The organism is Thermodesulfobacteriota bacterium (assembly GCA_040753795.1).
Classification (GTDB): Bacteria; Desulfobacterota; Desulfobacteria; order Desulfobacterales; family Desulfosudaceae; genus JBFMDX01.
The window spans coordinates 58,043-75,192 of the sequence record JBFMDX010000013.1 but is presented as its reverse complement, the minus strand read 5'-3'; the positions used below and the strand labels follow the sequence as shown (position 1 = coordinate 75,192).

12 protein-coding genes are annotated in these 17,150 nt (G+C 53.0%); 7 read left to right on the top strand and 5 right to left on the bottom strand.

The genetic code is table 11. The features are described 5' to 3' along the window. Positions 1-23: 23 nt before the first annotated feature. From secD to AB1724_14510, 3 genes are all read right to left on the bottom strand, one after another. Entirely contained in the window at positions 24-1,598 is a 1,575-nt protein-coding gene (gene secD / locus AB1724_14520; protein ID MEW6079025.1) for a protein translocase subunit SecD, read from the bottom strand. A gap of 12 nt (positions 1,599-1,610) precedes the next feature. Then, complete coding sequence (yajC, locus tag AB1724_14515) at positions 1,611-1,988, bottom strand: preprotein translocase subunit YajC (protein MEW6079024.1); 378 nt, start codon at positions 1,986-1,988, stop codon at positions 1,611-1,613. Between the two features lie 94 nt (positions 1,989-2,082). Beyond that, a complete protein-coding gene (locus tag AB1724_14510; protein MEW6079023.1) occupies positions 2,083-3,543 on the bottom strand; it encodes an Rne/Rng family ribonuclease in 1,461 nt (486 codons plus the stop codon). Between the two features lie 300 nt (positions 3,544-3,843). Between AB1724_14510 and rfaD the strand changes: the two genes are divergently transcribed. The 5 genes from rfaD (at position 3,844) to lptE (ending at position 10,423) form a co-directional block, all read left to right on the top strand. Continuing rightward, positions 3,844-4,812 carry an ADP-glyceromanno-heptose 6-epimerase gene (gene rfaD, locus AB1724_14505; protein ID MEW6079022.1) on the top strand — a complete coding sequence of 323 codons (969 nt, stop codon included), beginning with the start codon at positions 3,844-3,846 and terminating at the stop codon, positions 4,810-4,812. Positions 4,813-4,822: 10 nt separating this feature from the next. Continuing rightward, positions 4,823-5,386: an SIS domain-containing protein gene (locus AB1724_14500; GenBank protein ID MEW6079021.1), complete on the top strand. Its 564-nt coding sequence runs from the start codon at positions 4,823-4,825 to the stop codon at positions 5,384-5,386. Positions 5,387-5,402: 16 nt separating this feature from the next. After that, positions 5,403-6,854 carry a bifunctional D-glycero-beta-D-manno-heptose-7-phosphate kinase/D-glycero-beta-D-manno-heptose 1-phosphate adenylyltransferase HldE gene (hldE, locus tag AB1724_14495; protein ID MEW6079020.1) on the top strand — a complete coding sequence of 484 codons (1,452 nt, stop codon included), beginning with the start codon at positions 5,403-5,405 and terminating at the stop codon, positions 6,852-6,854. A gap of 439 nt (positions 6,855-7,293) precedes the next feature. Beyond that, on the top strand, positions 7,294-9,879 hold the full coding sequence (gene leuS, locus AB1724_14490; protein ID MEW6079019.1) for a leucine--tRNA ligase: 2,586 nt from the start codon (positions 7,294-7,296) through the stop codon (positions 9,877-9,879). A gap of 16 nt (positions 9,880-9,895) precedes the next feature. After that, positions 9,896-10,423, top strand: a complete 528-nt coding sequence (gene lptE / locus AB1724_14485; protein ID MEW6079018.1) for an LPS assembly lipoprotein LptE — start codon at positions 9,896-9,898, stop codon at positions 10,421-10,423. A 202-nt stretch (positions 10,424-10,625) separates the two neighbouring features. On the opposite strand, the gene rpsT is transcribed toward lptE, so the two are convergent. Further along, positions 10,626-10,895, bottom strand: a complete 270-nt coding sequence (rpsT, locus tag AB1724_14480) for a 30S ribosomal protein S20 (GenBank protein ID MEW6079017.1) — start codon at positions 10,893-10,895, stop codon at positions 10,626-10,628. A 243-nt stretch (positions 10,896-11,138) separates the two neighbouring features. On the opposite strand from rpsT, the gene AB1724_14475 reads away from it, so the two are divergent. Together AB1724_14475 and AB1724_14470 are read left to right on the top strand one after the other, a co-directional pair. Then, the gene (locus AB1724_14475; GenBank protein ID MEW6079016.1) at positions 11,139-12,695 is read left to right on the top strand and encodes a cobalamin-dependent protein; all 1,557 of its coding nucleotides are present in this window, start codon (positions 11,139-11,141) and stop codon (positions 12,693-12,695) included. Between the two features lie 52 nt (positions 12,696-12,747). Next, positions 12,748-14,751, top strand: a complete 2,004-nt coding sequence (locus AB1724_14470; GenBank protein MEW6079015.1) for a tetratricopeptide repeat protein — start codon at positions 12,748-12,750, stop codon at positions 14,749-14,751. Here the strand turns inward: AB1724_14470 and AB1724_14465 are convergent. Next, positions 14,726-17,116: a tetratricopeptide repeat protein gene (locus tag AB1724_14465; GenBank protein MEW6079014.1), complete on the bottom strand. Its 2,391-nt coding sequence runs from the start codon at positions 17,114-17,116 to the stop codon at positions 14,726-14,728. The genes AB1724_14470 and AB1724_14465 overlap by 26 nt on opposite strands. Positions 17,117-17,150: the final 34 nt, after the last annotated feature.

Here is a 17,150-nt window from a genome sequence, read left to right as displayed (position 1 = left end):
TTCCCGTTATGGTTGGCTCAATATTAGATGCTGACCGATTTCATTTTCCGGTTGATCAGCAGATATTCGAATATCAGGCGGGACAGGACCACTGACGTAAAGACGGTGGCCACCACGCCCAGGCTCAGGGTTACCGCGAAACCTTTGATCGGGCCGGTGCCGAACTGGAACAGCACCAGGGCGGCGATCAGGGTAGTGATGTTGGCGTCGATAATCGTCAGGCTGGCCTTGATAAAACCCGTCGAAACAGCCGAGTGGGAGGTCTTGCCCACCCGCAGTTCTTCCCGGATGCGCTCGTAGATCAGGATATTGCCGTCCACCGCCATACCGATGGTCAGGATGATACCGGCGATGCCGGGCAGGGTCAGGGTGGCGCCAAAGGCGGCCAGGCCCGCGGCAATCAGCAGGATGTCGGCCAACAGGGCGGCAACGGCGATCAATCCGGCTGATTTGTAATAGATGACCATGAAAACAAAGACCAGAATCCCGCCCACGGCCATGGAGAACAGTCCCTTGCGGATGGAGTCCCGGCCCAGGGAAGGTCCGACGGTTCTCTCTTCCAGGATGGTGACCGGGGCCGGAAGGGCGCCGGCTCTTAAGACAATGGCCAGATCGTGGGCTTCCTGATCGGTGAAGCTGCCGGTGATCTGGGCCGATCCGCCGCTGATCCGTTCGTTGATCACCGGCGCCGAGTAGACATTGTTGTCCAGCACAATGGCCAGCCGTTTCTTGACGTTTTCGCCCGTGATTTTGTCGAATATGATGGCGCCCTTGCGGTTGAAATCCAGCGCCACGTAGGATTCGTTGTACCGCCCGTCGATGCGGACCTGGGCGTCGGCCAGATCAACACCGGTCAAGGGCGTTCCTTTTTTAATCAGGTAGGGTACGCGGGTGGTCTGGCCGGTCTCCGGGTCCCGGTTGATCTGATACAGGACCTCGCTGCCGGCGGGGGTATTCCCCTGCAGGGCCTTGGAGACGTCATGCTCCTCGTCCACCAGCCGGAACTCCAGCAGGGCGGTTTTGCCGATGAGGCTTTTGGCCCGGCCGGCGTCCGTAACGCCGGGCAACTGGATGAGGATGCGGTCCTTGCCCTGGATGTGGATGGTCGGTTCGCTGACGCCGAATTCGTCAATGCGGTTGCGGATGGTCTCCAGGGCCTGATCGACGGACATTTTCTTGATGTCTTCGATTTGTTTTTCCGGCAGGATCAGGGACATTTCCTGGATATTGTCATTTTCCGTCGATGCGGCCACCTTCAGGTCGCCGAATTGTTTTTTCACCAGGGCGTTGAGGGCGTCGATACTCTCCCGGCTTCTGGCGGTGGTGACGATGCGGCTTCCCTGGGCGGAAATGTCCGTATACTTGATCCGCTCTTCACGGATGGCGTTCTTCAGTTCCTCGGCCAGGCCGCCGATCTGTCCTTCCACCGCTTTTTCAGTCTGCACTTCCAGAATCAGGTGCATGCCGCCCTGGAGGTCAAGCCCGAGGTTGATCTTCTTATGCGGCCATACCTCGGGATTGATGGACGGAAGCACCATGACAACGGCACACAGTAATACGATGGCTGTTAAAACCTGTTTCCAGGGAAAATTTTTCACGGCTGATTATCCTTATTCCTCTTTCTTGTTGTTGGCGGGCTTCTGGGGCTCTTGAGCGGCGGCCGACGCACCTCCCGGCTGGAAGCCGGCAATGGACTGACGGGAAACCTTGATCCGGACCTTGTCGGCAATATCCAGGGCGACGACGGCGTCTTCGACTTTGGCGACTTTTCCGTAAATACCGCCGCCGGTAATCACCCGGTCGCCGACTTTCAGGGCGTTGAGCATTTCCTGATGGGCTTTGGTCTTTTTCTGCTGGGGTCGGATCAGCAGAAAATAAAAAATGATAAAGATAAAAATCAGGGGCGCCAGGCCCATCAGGCCGCTTCCCTGGGGCGCCTGCTGTCCGGCGCCGGACTGTCCCATGGCGTGAGCGATTTCAGCGAACACGGTACCTCTCCTTGTTAACAGTTAGTCGATCGGTTCTGAATTCCGTCACCCCCTCTTTATTGAGGGATAAATGATTTTGCAAGTTTTTTTCCACTTATGTCTGCCAGATGATCTGGCTTTCGTCCCGGGGCATGGCGGCATCCCCCTTGATGGTAATGGTCAGGCCGTGCCGGTTTTCCAGTTCCAGGATGTCGCTTCTTTTTCTGTTTAACAAAAAGTCGGCCACCTCCGCCGGAACACGAGCGGTGATATGGGTACCGCTGTTTTTGTTCGCTTCCAGCTGGAGCTTGCGCAGAAAACGGACCCCCAGCTTGTCGGCGGCCAGGACGTATCCTTTCCCGCCGCAATGGTCGCAAGTGACGAAACTGGCGGTTTCCAGAGACTGCCGCAGCCGCTGGCGCGACATTTCCAGCAGCCCGAAACGGGAAATGGACCCGACCCGGGTCCTGGCCTTATCGTTTTTAAGGTTAGTTTTCAGGCATTTTTCCACCGCGGAATTGTGGGCCCGGGTTTTCATGTCGATAAAATCAATCACGATCAGACCGGCCATATCCCGCAGCCGCAGCTGACGGGAGATCTCTTCGGCCGCCTCCAGATTGGTCTGCAGGGCGGTCTCTTCCACCGACGCGCTCTGTTTGGATTTTCCGGAATTCACGTCGATGGCGACCAGGGCTTCGGTCTGATTCAGAACGATGGATCCGCCGGACGGCAGTTTGACGGCGGCGTTGAAGATGGACTCGATCTGCTCCTCAAGCTGATGTTTGGTGAATATGGGCTTGGCGCCGCTGTAAGGTTTTACGATTTTGGCGTGCTTGGGAGAGATGACATGGACGAAATCCTTGACTTCCTGGTAAATGGCCGGGTCATCAATCAGAATTTCCGTAATGTCGGGGGTCAGGTAATCCCGGATAACCCGCACCGCCAGATTGCGCTCCTTATGAAGGGGCGCCGGAGCGGGGCTGCTGATCCCTTTGTCCTTGATGTTTTTCCAGAGGCGAAGCAGATAGCGGATATCGTTGGCCACGACGGTCTTGGTGGCTTCCCGGGCGGCGGTGCGCATGATGATGCCGATGTTGTCGGGAATGGCGACTTTCCCCAGGATCTCTTTCAGACGCTTGCGCTCCTCGTCATCGCTGATCTGTTTGGAGACGCCGATGGTTTCGCTGCCGGGCATGAGGACACAGTAACGGCCCGGGATGGAAAGAAAAGTCGTCAGGGCGGCGCCTTTATTCATGAGCGGGTCCCGGGTAACCTGAACCAGCAGTTCCTGACCGGGTTTGATCAGGTTCTGGATGGGGGCGTTCCGGTCGCCGTGCTGGAAATAATCGCTGTGAATGTCCTGCTTCTGAAGAAAACCGTGGCGCTCTTCCCCGTAATCCACAAAGGCGGCCTGCAGGGAAGGCTCCACCCGGGCGACGATGGCTTTGTATATGTTGCTTTTGGTCGTCGCCCGTGCGGAGGTCTCCAGGTGAAATTCGTCCAGGCGGTTGTCTATCACCTTGGCGATACGGCATTCTTCCGGGTCAACGGCGTTGATGAGAATTTTGGCGGTCATGTGCCTTCCTGTGCGCAGCGAATTGTCATTGGCGACGGTTCTGACTGCATCCGTTTTTAATCAATTATTCCAATTTTTGTTTTAATTTGGAACAAATATGAAATTTAGCCAAACAAGTCAATCGTTTTTCAGTTCTCCGGCGACGGTACCGGAAAAAAGGTGGCCCTGGAAAAAATCCGGATGGGGTTGCCTTTTCCCGGCGTTTATGGCACAAATCAGCAGTAAATGGCGTCCGGAAGGTATTTTTTTAAAGTCAGGCGGCCCGGGGATCGCCGAACATCGAACAGAACGGAGACGGGGATGATCATCGTGACTGGCGGAGCCGGTTTTATCGGCAGCGCTGTTGTCTGGAAATTAAACGGGACCGGACGGGACGATATCCTGGTGGTGGATAACCTCGGCCTGACCGATAAATGGAAGAATCTCGTCAACCGGCGCTATCTGGACTATATGCACAAAACAGCGTTTATCGAGAAACTGGTCAACGGCCAGATCGATAACATCGACGTCATCGTCCATATGGGCGCCTGTTCATCCACCACCGAGCCTGACGCCGACTATTTAATGGAAAACAATTACCACTATTCCCGGCGTCTGGCGCAGTTTGCCGTCTACCGGAATATCCGGTTTATCAACGCTTCCAGCGCCGCGACTTACGGAGACGGCAGCCGGGGGTTTTCAGATAATCCGGACGGGCTCGACCGGCTGGCGCCGCTGAACATGTATGGCTACTCCAAGCATCTGTTCGATCTCTGGGCGCGGCGGCACGGGGTTCTGGACCGGCTGGCGAGCCTCAAGTTCTTCAATGTCTTCGGACCCAATGAATATCACAAGGGGGATATGCGCAGCGTGGTCGTCAAGGCCTTCGCCCAGGTCCGGGAAACGGGCGTGATCCGGCTGTTCAAGTCATACCGGGATGAATATGAGGACGGCGGGCAGAAGCGGGATTTCGTCTACGTCAAAGACTGCGCCGACATCATCGGCTGGCTGATCGAACACCCGGACGTAAACGGGCTTTACAATATCGGTACCGGCCGGTCCCGTACCTGGAACGATCTGGCCCGGGCGGTTTTTTCCGCCATGGGCATGGAGCCGCGGATCGAGTATATGGACATGCCGGAAACGCTCCGGGACCGTTACCAGTATTTTACCGAGGCGGAAACGGATCGCCTGGCCGCTGTCGGCTGCCCGTCGGTCTTCACTCCCCTGGAGGATGCCGTGGCCGACTATGTAAACCGGTACCTGCGTCAGGCGGATCCACATCTGTGAGGATTTATTGATGATACCATCTTTTGATGCCCTTATCAGCGATCACCAGGCCTGTATGACCCGTCTGGCCGGTCTGGGGGAGATCATCACCACCGCTGCCCGGACACTGGGGCTGGTTATCGGCCGCGGCGGCCGTGTTTTTGTCTGCGGCAACGGGGGATCCGCGGCCGATGCTCAGCATTTTGCGGCCGAACTCATTGGCCGGTTTGAAAAGGAGCGGCGGCCCTTCCCGGCCGTTGCCCTGACCACCGACACCTCCATCCTGACCGCGGTCAGCAACGACTACGCCTACGACCGTATTTTCACGCGGCAGTTGCAGGGGCTGGCCGCAAGCGGAGACGCCCTGGTGGGTATTTCCACTTCCGGTAATTCCGGGAATGTCGTCGACGCCGTGGATGCGGCCCGGGAGATGGGCCTGGTCACCATCGTCCTGTGCGGCCGGGACGGCGGGCGGCTCAAGGACCGCGCCGACCATGTCATTATCGTTCCGTCCGGCAACACGGCCCGCATTCAGGAGGCCCACGCCCTGATTCTGCATTTTTTCGCGGCGGTCGTGGAAGAGACCAACACATAAAAAGAGGACGTCATTCATGACCATCTACTGTCCTGACCTTTCATCCTGCCGCGTACTGGTGGCCGGTGATGTCATGCTGGATGTATATTACTGGGGCGAGGTCGGCCGGATTTCGCCGGAGGCGCCGGTGCCGGTAGTGAATGTCACCGGGAAAACATACACACTGGGCGGGGCCGGCAACGTGGCCCTTAACCTGGCCGGTCTGGGCTGTCGCGTTTCTCTGATCGGTGTCCGCGGCGACGATCCGGCCGGCGAGTGCGTGGCCCGGCTTCTGGAGGAGAATAACATTAATGACCGCGTGATGAAGGACGACCGTCATATCACCACCACCAAAACACGGGTGATCGCCCAGAAGCAGCAACTGGTCCGCCTGGACGAGGAACGCCGGTGGGCGGCGAGTGACCGGAATGAAGACCGCCTGATCGCCGATTTCGAGGAACGGGCGGCCGGATCGGATGTGGTTATCCTGTCGGATTACGGCAAGGGGCTATTCGCCGATGGCCTGACGGAAGTGTTTATTTCCCGCTGCACGGCCGCCGGCGTGCCGGTGTTTGTCGATCCCAAGGGAAGCGACTGGTCGCGGTACGAGCGGGCCACCTGCGTCACTCCCAATGCCGCTGAATTTGCCGCCGTCTGCTCCGTCCCTGTCGATGATGAAGGCCGGTTCGAGGAACAGGCCGCCGAGGTCATCAGAAAATACCATCTGGAATATCTGCTGGTAACCCGGGGCGGCCGGGGCATGTCCCTGTTCGGCCGGAAGATGGCACCCATGCACATCGCCACCGAAGCCCGGGAAGTGTTTGACGTGTCCGGGGCCGGCGATACGGTGGTCAGCGTCGTGGCGGCGGCGTATGGTTGCGGCCTGCCCATGGGCGACGCGGCGGTTCTGGCCAATTGCGCCGCCGGCATTGTGGTGCAGAAGGTCGGCACCGTGCCGGTTACCACGGTCGAACTGGAAGCCGTGATCCGGGGCCGGCATCGGGCCGCGGACGGAAAAATCTTTTCCCGGGCTGAAGCCGAGAAGATGATTGCTGTCTGGCGCCGGGAAGGGAGCCGGATTGTGTTTACCAACGGCTGTTTTGACCTGCTGCACACCGGGCACGTCAAGCTGCTGCATGCCGCGGCCAAAGAGGGGGACCGACTGATCGTCGGTCTCAATTCCGATGACTCGGTCCGGCGCCTGAAAGGCCCCAGCCGCCCGGTACTCCCTGAACAGGAACGAGCCGCGCTACTGGCGGCTATCGGCTGTGTGGACATGGTCGTTCTCTTTTCCGAGGACACGCCGCTGGAGCTGATCACGGCCTTCAAGCCCGATGTCCTGGTCAAAGGCGGCGACTACCGTCCGGAAACCGTGGTCGGCCGTGAGGTGGTGGAGGATTACGGTGGCAGGGTATGTCTGGTACCTCTGAAGGAGGGCATGAGTACGACGGGAATTATCAACGCGGTGAAACAGGAGAACGGGGGGTAAAGGTTCAAGGTATAAGGTATAAGGTGTAAGGTACAAGGGGGGAGGGCGCTACAAGTAGCGCGTTGAGAGGTTGAGGCGTTGAGGGGAGAGGGGCGCAAAGATTACAGGAATAATACATGGCAGTGGGTGACGCGGTTGAGATTGCCGGCTATTTTATATTCTTCTGGGCGTTTATTTTTAATTCCAAATTTCGGAGAGCCCAAATCCAAGAATGGAAGGCGTCGGGTTTTGCAAACAGATTTTTTATGATCATTGAAGTTTTAATCTCGGTTTTTTGTGGTGTTTTTGTCCCAGGGGTTTTTATATATCTCATTGTTAAGGATTTGATCAGATAAGACATTGCCATGGGGTGGAGATGACAGGGCGATGGGGTTCACTTGACCCCTTGGCCCCTCGACCCCTTGAACCCTTTTAGCCAATAGTGGAGGGCAGTACATACATGGATGAGAAGTACCCATTTAAGGAAATCGAAGAGAAGTGGCAGTCCTTTTGGGAAAAGAACGCCCTGTTCCGGGCGACCGAGGAACAGGGGCACAAGAAATATTATCCCTTTGAAATGTTCCCTTATCCGTCCGGCAAGATCCACATGGGCCATGTCCGCAATTATACCATCGGCGACGTGATCGCCCGCTACAAAAGGATGCAGGGATATTCGGTGCTGCATCCCATGGGCTGGGACGCCTTCGGCATGCCGGCGGAAAATGCCGCCATCGCCAACAACACCCATCCTTCGGAGTGGACCTGGAACAACATCAGTTACATGCGGTCCCAGCTCAAGCGGATGGGCCTGAGCTATGACTGGAGCCGGGAGATCGCCACCTGCCGTCCGGAATATTACCAGTGGGAACAGTGGCTGTTTATCCGCATGTTCGAAAAAGGCATGGTCTACCGTAAGGAGTCTTACGTCAACTGGTGCGACAAGTGCACCACCGTACTGGCCAACGAACAGGTGGAGGCCGGCGAGTGCTGGCGCTGTGGCAGCCGGGTGCGCCAGAAGAAGCTGCCCCAGTGGTTTTTCCGCATCACCGATTACGCCGAAGACCTGCTGGACTACTGCGACCGTCTGCCGGGCTGGCCGGAAAAAGTGCTGACCATGCAGAAGAACTGGATCGGCAAGAGCGTCGGCGCCGAGATCCGTTTCCCCGTGGAGGGACGCGACCTGGTCATACCCGTTTTTACCACCCGTCAGGACACGGTTTTTGGCGCGACTTTCATGTGCCTGGCGCCGGAACACCCGCTGGTGGAACAGCTGGCCGCCGGGACTTCTCAAGAGGAATCGGTCCGCCGGTTTGTTGAAAAAATGTCCGCCACGGATCGTACCAGTAAAACCATCGAGTCTTATGAAAAGGAAGGGGTGTTTACCGGCGCCTGGTGCCTCAATCCCTTTTCCGGCCGACGCATGCCTGTTTACACGGCCAACTTCGCCCTCATGGAGTACGGCACCGGCGCCGTCATGAGCGTTCCGGCCCATGACCAGCGGGATTTTGAATTTGCGAAAAAATACGGTCTTGACATCATTGTGGTCATCAACCCCGAAGACCGGGACCTGAAGCCGGAGGACCTGACCGAAGCCTATGCCGGCCCGGGCAACCTGGTGAATTCCGGCGATTTCAACGGCCGGGACAACCGCCAGGCCCTGGATGACATCGCCGCCTGTCTGGAACAGCGGGGAATCGGGCGGAAAACCGTCAGTTACCGCCTGCGGGACTGGGGGATTTCCCGGCAGCGGTACTGGGGCACGCCCATCCCCATGATCCATTGCGATAAATGCGGCATCGTGCCGGTGAAAGACGGCGACCTGCCGGTGGTGCTGCCCGTGGACGCGGCCCTGCTACCGGGCGGCAAATCGCCGCTGCCGGTGCTGGACAGTTTTGTACGGGCTGCCTGCCCGCAATGCGGCGGCCAGGCCCGCCGGGAAACGGACACCATGGACACCTTCGTCGATTCTTCCTGGTATTACCTGCGGTATTGCAGCCCGCGCAGCACGGACGCCATATTCGACCGGGACGCCGTGGATTACTGGATGCCGGCCGATCAATATATCGGCGGGGTCGAGCATGCCGTGCTTCATCTGCTCTACTCCCGTTATTTCACGCGGGTGCTCCACGACCTGGGGCTGGTTGACTTTAAGGAGCCGTTTACCCGCCTGCTCACCCAGGGCATGGTCTGCAAGGAGACGGTGTCCTGCCCGGAACATGGATACCTGTACCCGGAAGAAGCCGTCAGAAAAGACGGTCAGACTGTTTGCACCCGCTGCGGGAAGGCGGTCGTGTTCGGCCGGGTGGAGAAAATGTCCAAGTCCAAGAAAAACGTGGTCGACCCGAATTTTCTGCTGGACAGCTACGGCGCCGACGTGACCCGGCTGTTCTGTCTGTTTGTGTCTCCTCCGGAGGAAAGTCTGCAATGGAGCGACCAGGGCGTGGAAGGCGCCTACCGGTTCATGAACCGGGTCTGGCGCATTTCCTCGCAGTGGATGGGTGCAGTCAGGAATGTTGAGCCGTTCGAAGGCGGGATCGAAACCCTCCCCGGAAGGCTGCAGCCCCTGTTCCGGAAGATGCACCAGACCATCAAACGGGTCACCGTGGACATTGATCAGCGCTTTCATTTTAACACCGTCATCAGCGCCGTCATGGAACTGGTCAACGAAGCCTATGCCGTCGATGACGATGGCCTTACCGAGACGCACCAGGTGATGAAGGGCGTCATCCAGACCCTGGCCCTGCTGCTTTCGCCCATAACGCCTCATTTTTCCGAAGAGGCCTGGGCGTCGCTGGGCCATGCCCGGAGCATCCTGTTCGCCTCCTGGCCGGTATTTCAGGAATCCGCCCTGGTTCTGGAGGAGCAGGTCATCGTGGTGCAGGTCAACGGTAAGCTCAGAGGGAAATTCATGGCTTCTCCGGAGGACGGCGAACCGGTCCTTAAGGACATGGCCCTGGCCTGCGAACCAGTGAAAAAGTTTATCGGCGACAAAGCCGTCCGGAAGGTGATTGTTGTGCCCGGCAAACTGGTGAATATCGTTATCTGATCAACAAGGCGAAAAAATGCGGAAAACAGGATTGCCGGGTGGGCTGGCTTTCATTCTGGCATTTGCTTTTTGGGCCGTGATAGCCGGCTGCGGATATCGCTTCGCAGGGACGGGTGAACTGACGGGCGGTGCCGGCACCGTTTTTATATCGGTTTTTAAAAACAAGTCCGCGCTGCTGGGTATTGAGAGCAATTTTACCGACAGCCTGATCCGGGAGTTTACCCGGCGCCGTCCTGACAGCCTGGCGGAGAAGAACGGGGCTGACGCGTTTTTCTCCGGCGTGATCGAGTCCGTGAGCACCGACACCGTCAGTCACCGGGACGAATACGCGTCAGTGGAGAGACAGGTGCGGGTGACGGTGAGCGGTCGGCTGGTGTCCCGGGATGGGCGGACCTTGTGGGCGGTCGATCGTATCAGCGAGAGCGAAGACTATCTGGTTGCTGCCGAGAAATCCGTCACCGATCAGCACCTGCGGCGGGCAGTGGAAAAACTTTCCGAAGAACTGGCGCAACGGATGTACAATCAGATGACCGCCGGATTCTAACGCAAGAAGCCCATCGCTGGATTTACTTCTATTACCGGAGCCGACTTGACGTATTATTGTTTTATGCCTGGCGCGGGTACTTTAAAAAACAGCTGGGTGCAAGTCGTAAAAGCGGATAAGAGTGTAAAGAATTGGATCCGATGGCATGCCAACATACGGCCTGCGCCGGAGATCCGGGCACAGGCCGTCAATGGATGATTGATTAAGAAGAAGTTATTGAATTCAATCGTTTGGCCATGCGTGAAATTTTCCGCGAGGCTGTCTTCCTGTGGAAAACGCCCTTGGCCGCGTTTTTGGCGATCATTTTTTGGGCCTTTTTGAACTGGCCGGCCGCTTCCTCGGGTTTACTCTCGCTGATCATGGCTTCCAGTCGTTTGGTGACGGTTTTGACCGCCGTTTTCCTGGATTTGTTGCGCAAAGAGCGCTTTTCGCTCTGTCTTACTCGTTTCAATGCTGATGCATGATTGGCCACCGCTGCTTTGCCTCCTTAAAACATGTTGTTGTTTTTTAAAATTTTTATTTAAGACTTTTGATAAGTGATTGTCAATATATTTTTTCTTTTTTGTAAAATGCGGGTGAGGTATATAGGGACGAGGTATAAGGTTCAGGGTATGAGGTTCAAGGTGCAGGGTACGGAAAGTTGAAGGACGCTTTCCGGTATCAACCTATTTCATAACGAAAACAGGTAACGGCATGGTCTGTCAGGGATGTACTGATGACTAAAGTCGGTTTGCGACCCATCAAACGGGTAATGCTGATCTTCCCGCCCATGTATGATATCCGGCAGGTCGATACCATGGTGTGCCCGCCCATGGGCATCGCCTCTCTGGCCGCATATATCCGGGACATGGTCGATGTCGCACTGCTGGACTGCCTGGCGGAAGCACCGGACAGAAGAATACCGGTGCGGGGGATCATGGAGCGGGTGGGCCTCTCCTATGAAGACATCATTGCCCGTATCCGGGCGTTTTCACCGGATATGGTCGGCCTGTCCTGCCTGTTTTCCGGGCAGGCCGCCTGTATCGCCGAAATCAGTCGCAGGCTCAAGAAAGATATCGATCGGGATATAGTCGTGGTGGCGGGGGGGACGCATCCCTCTTTTCTGCCGGAGTTCGTTCTGACATCCACGGACGTGGATTATGTCGTGCTGGGTGAGGGCGAACTCGGTCTGCGGGCTATCATCGAGGCCCATAACCGGGGCGGAGGCCGGGAGGCCATCGACGGAATCGCCTGGCGGGAAAACGGACAGGTCAAAATCAATCCGCGGACAAAGTGGATAGCAAACCTGGATACCCTGCCGTTTCCTGCCCGGGACCTGCTGCCCATGGAAAAGTATTTTGACGCCATGGTCCCCATGGGGTTGCACTGGCGTAAAAAACGGAACACGCCGATTGTCTCCAGCCGCGGATGTCCTCACGCCTGTCCCTTCTGTTCCTCCTGGCGGCACTGGGGGGGGCGTTTCCGCAAGCGTTCGGCCGAAAACGTGCTGGCGGAAATCACTCATCTTAGAGAGAAATTTGGCGTTGAAGAACTGAAATGGCAGGACGATAATCTCACCATCGACCGGCCAAGGGCCCGGGCGATTTTTTCCGGTATGGTCGAGCGCGGTCTGGCCATGCCCTGGAACACGCCCAATGGCATTGCCCTATGGACGCTGGATGAAGAGATGATCCGGCTGATGAAGAAAAGCGGCTGTTATGAAATCACTCTGGCCATAGAGTCCGGGAGCCGGGAATCATTTGACGCTTTCGTTAAAAAGCCGTTCTCCTTTGATAAGGTCCGGGAAGTGGCTGGCCTGGCCAAAAAACACGGGATCGGGACCGTCGGCTATTTTATTATCGGGTTTCCCGGCGAAAGCCTGGCCGCCATCAGAAAATCAATGCGGTTTGCCCTGGATCTGAAGCTGGATTATATCTGCCCGTTTATTTTCAACCCCCTGCCGGGCTCTGAACTCTGGGAAAAGTGCCTGCAGGAGGGATATATCCGTGCCGACTACGCCTACCATGAGGCCAATAATTATTTTCAGTCGGATCTGGCCACGGGAGATTTTACCACCGCCGATCTGCGTCGGATTCAGGTCCTGACCTATTTCACCAATCTCTGCCGTTTTCCCTTCATCAATCCCAGGGGCTTTCTGGACTATTATTCCCGCCAACTGCTGCAAGATCCCAAATTCCTGCGGACGTTTTCCATTCACGCCTTTCAAGCGCTGATATTTATGTTCAGAAAATCAAAAATGAGTAATCGGGTTAGCCGGAACCAATCAGGATAAAGGCAAAAACAATTTTCGTCCGGACAAGATGCGGATAAGAACGGTACGATAGATGGGCCATATCAGCCAGCGGAAACTAACTTTTCAACAACTGAATGCCCACGGGGAAACGGTTTTTCCCTCATCCCGGTCCGGTTTATTGACCGTCATTTTTACCCTGTCGCTGTTTTTTACCGTCGTCAACTTCGGTACCCGGCCCATAACCGACGGTGATATCTGGTTCCATCTTTCTTATGGTAAATATATCGTCAAGAACCATACGCTGGTAGTCGATCATCAGGCGTTTACCTGGACGCCTGCCGGTAAAGATATCCCTTACGCGACCTGGCTGGCGCAGATCTTTTTTTATCTGTGTTACCAGATAGGCGGCCTGTCGCTGTTATTTGTATTCCGCTACGCTGTTTATATCCTCCATCTGTTTTTTCTGATCAGGTATGCCAGAACGCGGATGATTATCGATCAACCGATGACCTGGTTTATCATCTTATTATCCCTGACCATTACGATTTGCGCCAGCAACATAAAGCCCAATCTGTTTTCATGCCTTTATATGACCGTGCTGGTTTTTCTCTGGTTTCAGTTGAAAACGGCTTCCATCAGGGAACGCGGTCGATGTTATATCCTGCCTGTTTTGATGCTGGTCTGGGTTAACACTCATGGCGGGTGGATATTCGGTTATACGTATTTGATTTGCGTTTGTATCGGAGAACTTCTGAATATTTTTACTTCCCCTGATAAAACGCTCCAGCCGGTTATTCAAAAACATTTTTTTATTTCATTCGCCCTGTGTTCAATTGCCCTGTTTGTCACCCCGCATGGGTGGAAATACCCCGCCTATATTCTGGCTGAACTGCTGGACAAGCCTGGAATTCAGAACCACTTGAATGTAATTATGGAATATCAGTCATTGTTTCAAATAATGGGTATAAACGCCGGAGCCAGACGGGCAGCAATCAGTTATCTGCTGTACTTTTTGATATCTGTTGTCATCATCATGGTTTTGCTTTGGACTCAGCTCAAGTCCCGTGCTCCGGATTGGACAATCGTCCTTCCCATGCTTCTTTTTTCGGGGTTGTACCTGACATTTATCAGAACGATGTTTCTGCATGCCCCGGTTTTCGCTTTCAGTTCATTTTATCTTATATCATCCGTTCGTTTCTCACCGGTTTTATCAAGATGGAAACGGGTGATGGCTCATCGCTTACCGCTGATATTATTCGTGGGGGTATTGTTATCTGTAAATATAATGAATGGGGAACGTTTTTCCGGTCTCCGGCTTGGTTTTGGAACGCTGTGCCCCCTGCCGGTAGAGGAATCCGGATTTATAAAGGAACATTACTCCGGAAGAGACATCGGCAATGATGACAATAGCGGCAGTTACCTTTCATGGGTGCTATGGCCGGAGATAAAAACAATGATCGATGCAAGATACTTTCCTTTTAAGGACTGGTATGGACAATATCTGAAATTCATTGATGGTGTGGATGTAGAGGCTTTTCTGCAAAAGCACCCGTGTGATCTCTGGTGTCTGGAAATCGGTTCCGGTGTTATTCCTTATTTTGTTAACTCAAGCGACTGGGAGTTAATATTCTATGGACCGTCTTGTTGTATTTTTGTGAAAAAAGGCAGTCAATCGGTTGATGCCCGGGATAGAAGTGTTGCCAAAACCATCAACGAAGTCAGCGAGCACAGGCACTTCAGGCGCCTTTTTGATTTTACGGTGATGATCAAGGATTATGACACCGCTCAATCACTTATAGAAGATACGAACATCATACGGCATAATCTCAAACTGAAAAGTGAGCTATATGCCATTCTGGGAAGAAGTGCATATAATGAAAAGGCCAAAGATAAAACGATAGAATTCTGTCTTAAGGCGATCAAGGAACATCCCGCTAATATTTATGCGCTCATGACAGCAGGGATCTGTTACCATTCCAGGGGTGATCTGCTGTCGGCCGAAAAATATTATCGCAGAGTTTTAGAGGTCGATCCTGATTGTCATCAAGCCAGGACTCTTCTGGAGAATATCACAGCGGGGGGGAAGATTCAATGATACGCCGGTAATCATCAGTCTGCCTGATGCTGTTCAAGTCCGGGTCTTTTTTTATATTATCCCAGTTATCGTATCCCTTATCTACAGCAAGCTGCAGCCAGTGAATGGCCATGTCAAGATCATTCAGTTTTGCATATAAACAGGCAATATTAAAGTATGTCTTTTTTAAATCAGGCTGTAGTTCTAAAACTCTCTTAAAATATTCGATGGATTTATTATATTCCCTGTTTTGATAATATATCTGCCCCAACTTGATTAAAACTGGAAGAAAATTCGGAGATATTTTTAATGCCTCAAGAAAATACGCAATAGATTCTTGATTATTATTCTTGTCTAAAAAAATATTTCCGAGAAAAAAATAGATATTGGCCTGATTGGGATCCAATCGCAAGGAATGCCGGTAGTTTATAACGGCATTTTCAACGTCACCCTGAGATTGCATAATCAAGGCAAGATTGAAGTAATATTCCGGGTTGGTAGGCTCAATTGCTATCGCTATATTATAATACTCTATTGCCTTATCATACCTTTCCTCGATAAAAGACGCGGCTCCCAGATTGCCATAAGCAGGGGCATATTGGGGAGCGAGTTTTAATGATTTGTCAAAATATTTTTTTGCTTCGTCATATTGATGATTCTTTAGAAGGACGCCACCGAATGAATTGTATGCCTGGGCAACCAGGGATCGGTGTGTGGGAATAAATTTGTTGAAATTAAAACTATCGACAATTTTTTTGGATGTATTTAGATCATTAATCCTTACCGTGAACTGAAGGGCGATCATAGCCTGGGCAAGTGATTTGATGTTTGATAGAGAATCAGAAACCTGTATCGCCGGGTTGCCTTTTAACAATTCTTTTCTAGCGAATATGCAGGCTGAAGGGCCGTAGTATACTAATCTCCAGTTATTGGATTGCAAGAAATCGCTGACAACAGGATATATCAGGTTAAGACACCACACATCACAGGGAAACTTGTCAATAAAGGATGGATTTTTGCCGGAGACAAATTCACGGTATTCAACAAACCAGTCACGAAAAGGGAAATAGCGGGGGTCAATGAAAACTTTTGTATCAGGCCAGAGATCCCACAACAAGTATCCACCCGTGTCATAGTCATTGCCAAGGCGTAAACCGGCAAAATTTTCTTTGATAAAACGGGACTCGTCTTGGGGGTTTATATAACTGTTACCAAAACCCAACCAGTTGGGGCCATGCAAACAAAAGACGGATTCGTAATTGCTCCTAAACGCGAGAAACAGGAACAGGATAACAATAAAATACTTGGTAAATTTTTGCCGTTGCTTATTCCACAGCGCCTTCTGCGGCTCAAGCTGGTAAAGCAGATTAAAACCACTGAAAGCAAAAATGACACCCCAGAAGTATGTGGTACGCAGAAAACGGGTAAAAAGCCATAAAAAAATAATATTGGAAAGAATCAGTGAATAGTCAATTCCTCTTTTCCTGATATTCACCACTAATAAAAAGAGAAATATAATGATGGCCAGAACCAGATAATCAATAAAATGAAGGGGCCATAGCTGTCTGTCTAAAATCGATTTGTAGGCAAAAACCATTTCATAATGTTCGACATCCAATCCGCCTAAAAAAAGGTTGTTAACCAATTGGATCGGATACTTCCATCCATATGGCGTTATGAATATCGCAACAAAACAAAGAAACAGTGAAAAGAAAAAGCGCGTCTGTTTTTTGAGAGGTAGTTTCTGCTGAGAGGAAAATAATATATTTAATATTTCCCCGCAGCCAAGACAGACAAGATAAGTCAATCCGAAAATAAACCCTCCATGGATATTAACCCAAAGTAATATATAGAAGGGGAAAAGGTAACAGGAATAACCATGCTTATCCGTACTTTTAAAATTTTCCCAGGTCCAGGCGGTTAGAAGAATAAATACAAACGAGAAGATTTCAGGCTTGATATAAGCCGCCTGGTCAATCATCAGGAGGCTTAAGAGACAAATAAGCCATGTGAGCGGGAGTGAATTGATCTGATATTTGAGAGCCTGGCGCCAGAGTATATATAGGAAGAAAAGAAAACAACCGTATTTAAGTAGATAGAGAGTGGCGAGCCCGCCGATTTTATATAAAACATAAAGAAATATTTCGGCAATCCAGGCGCAATAGATGATGCTGCCGTCTGATGGTGTCCAGGAGAAAGCCGTATGGTCGGGTATCAGCGTGTTGTTGGCTAACAGATAGCGCCCATATGCCATTTGCCACCACAGATCACCTTCCCGGATAGGAACGGCGAGATTCACCGCGAGTGTGACCAGTAATAATAGAAAAAGAAATAGCGAAGCGAGGGGATTCAGGAATAAGGTTGAATTATTTCCAGCGCATTTCATTTTTGTAAGAGTAACCTGTCAGTCCGTTGGAAAA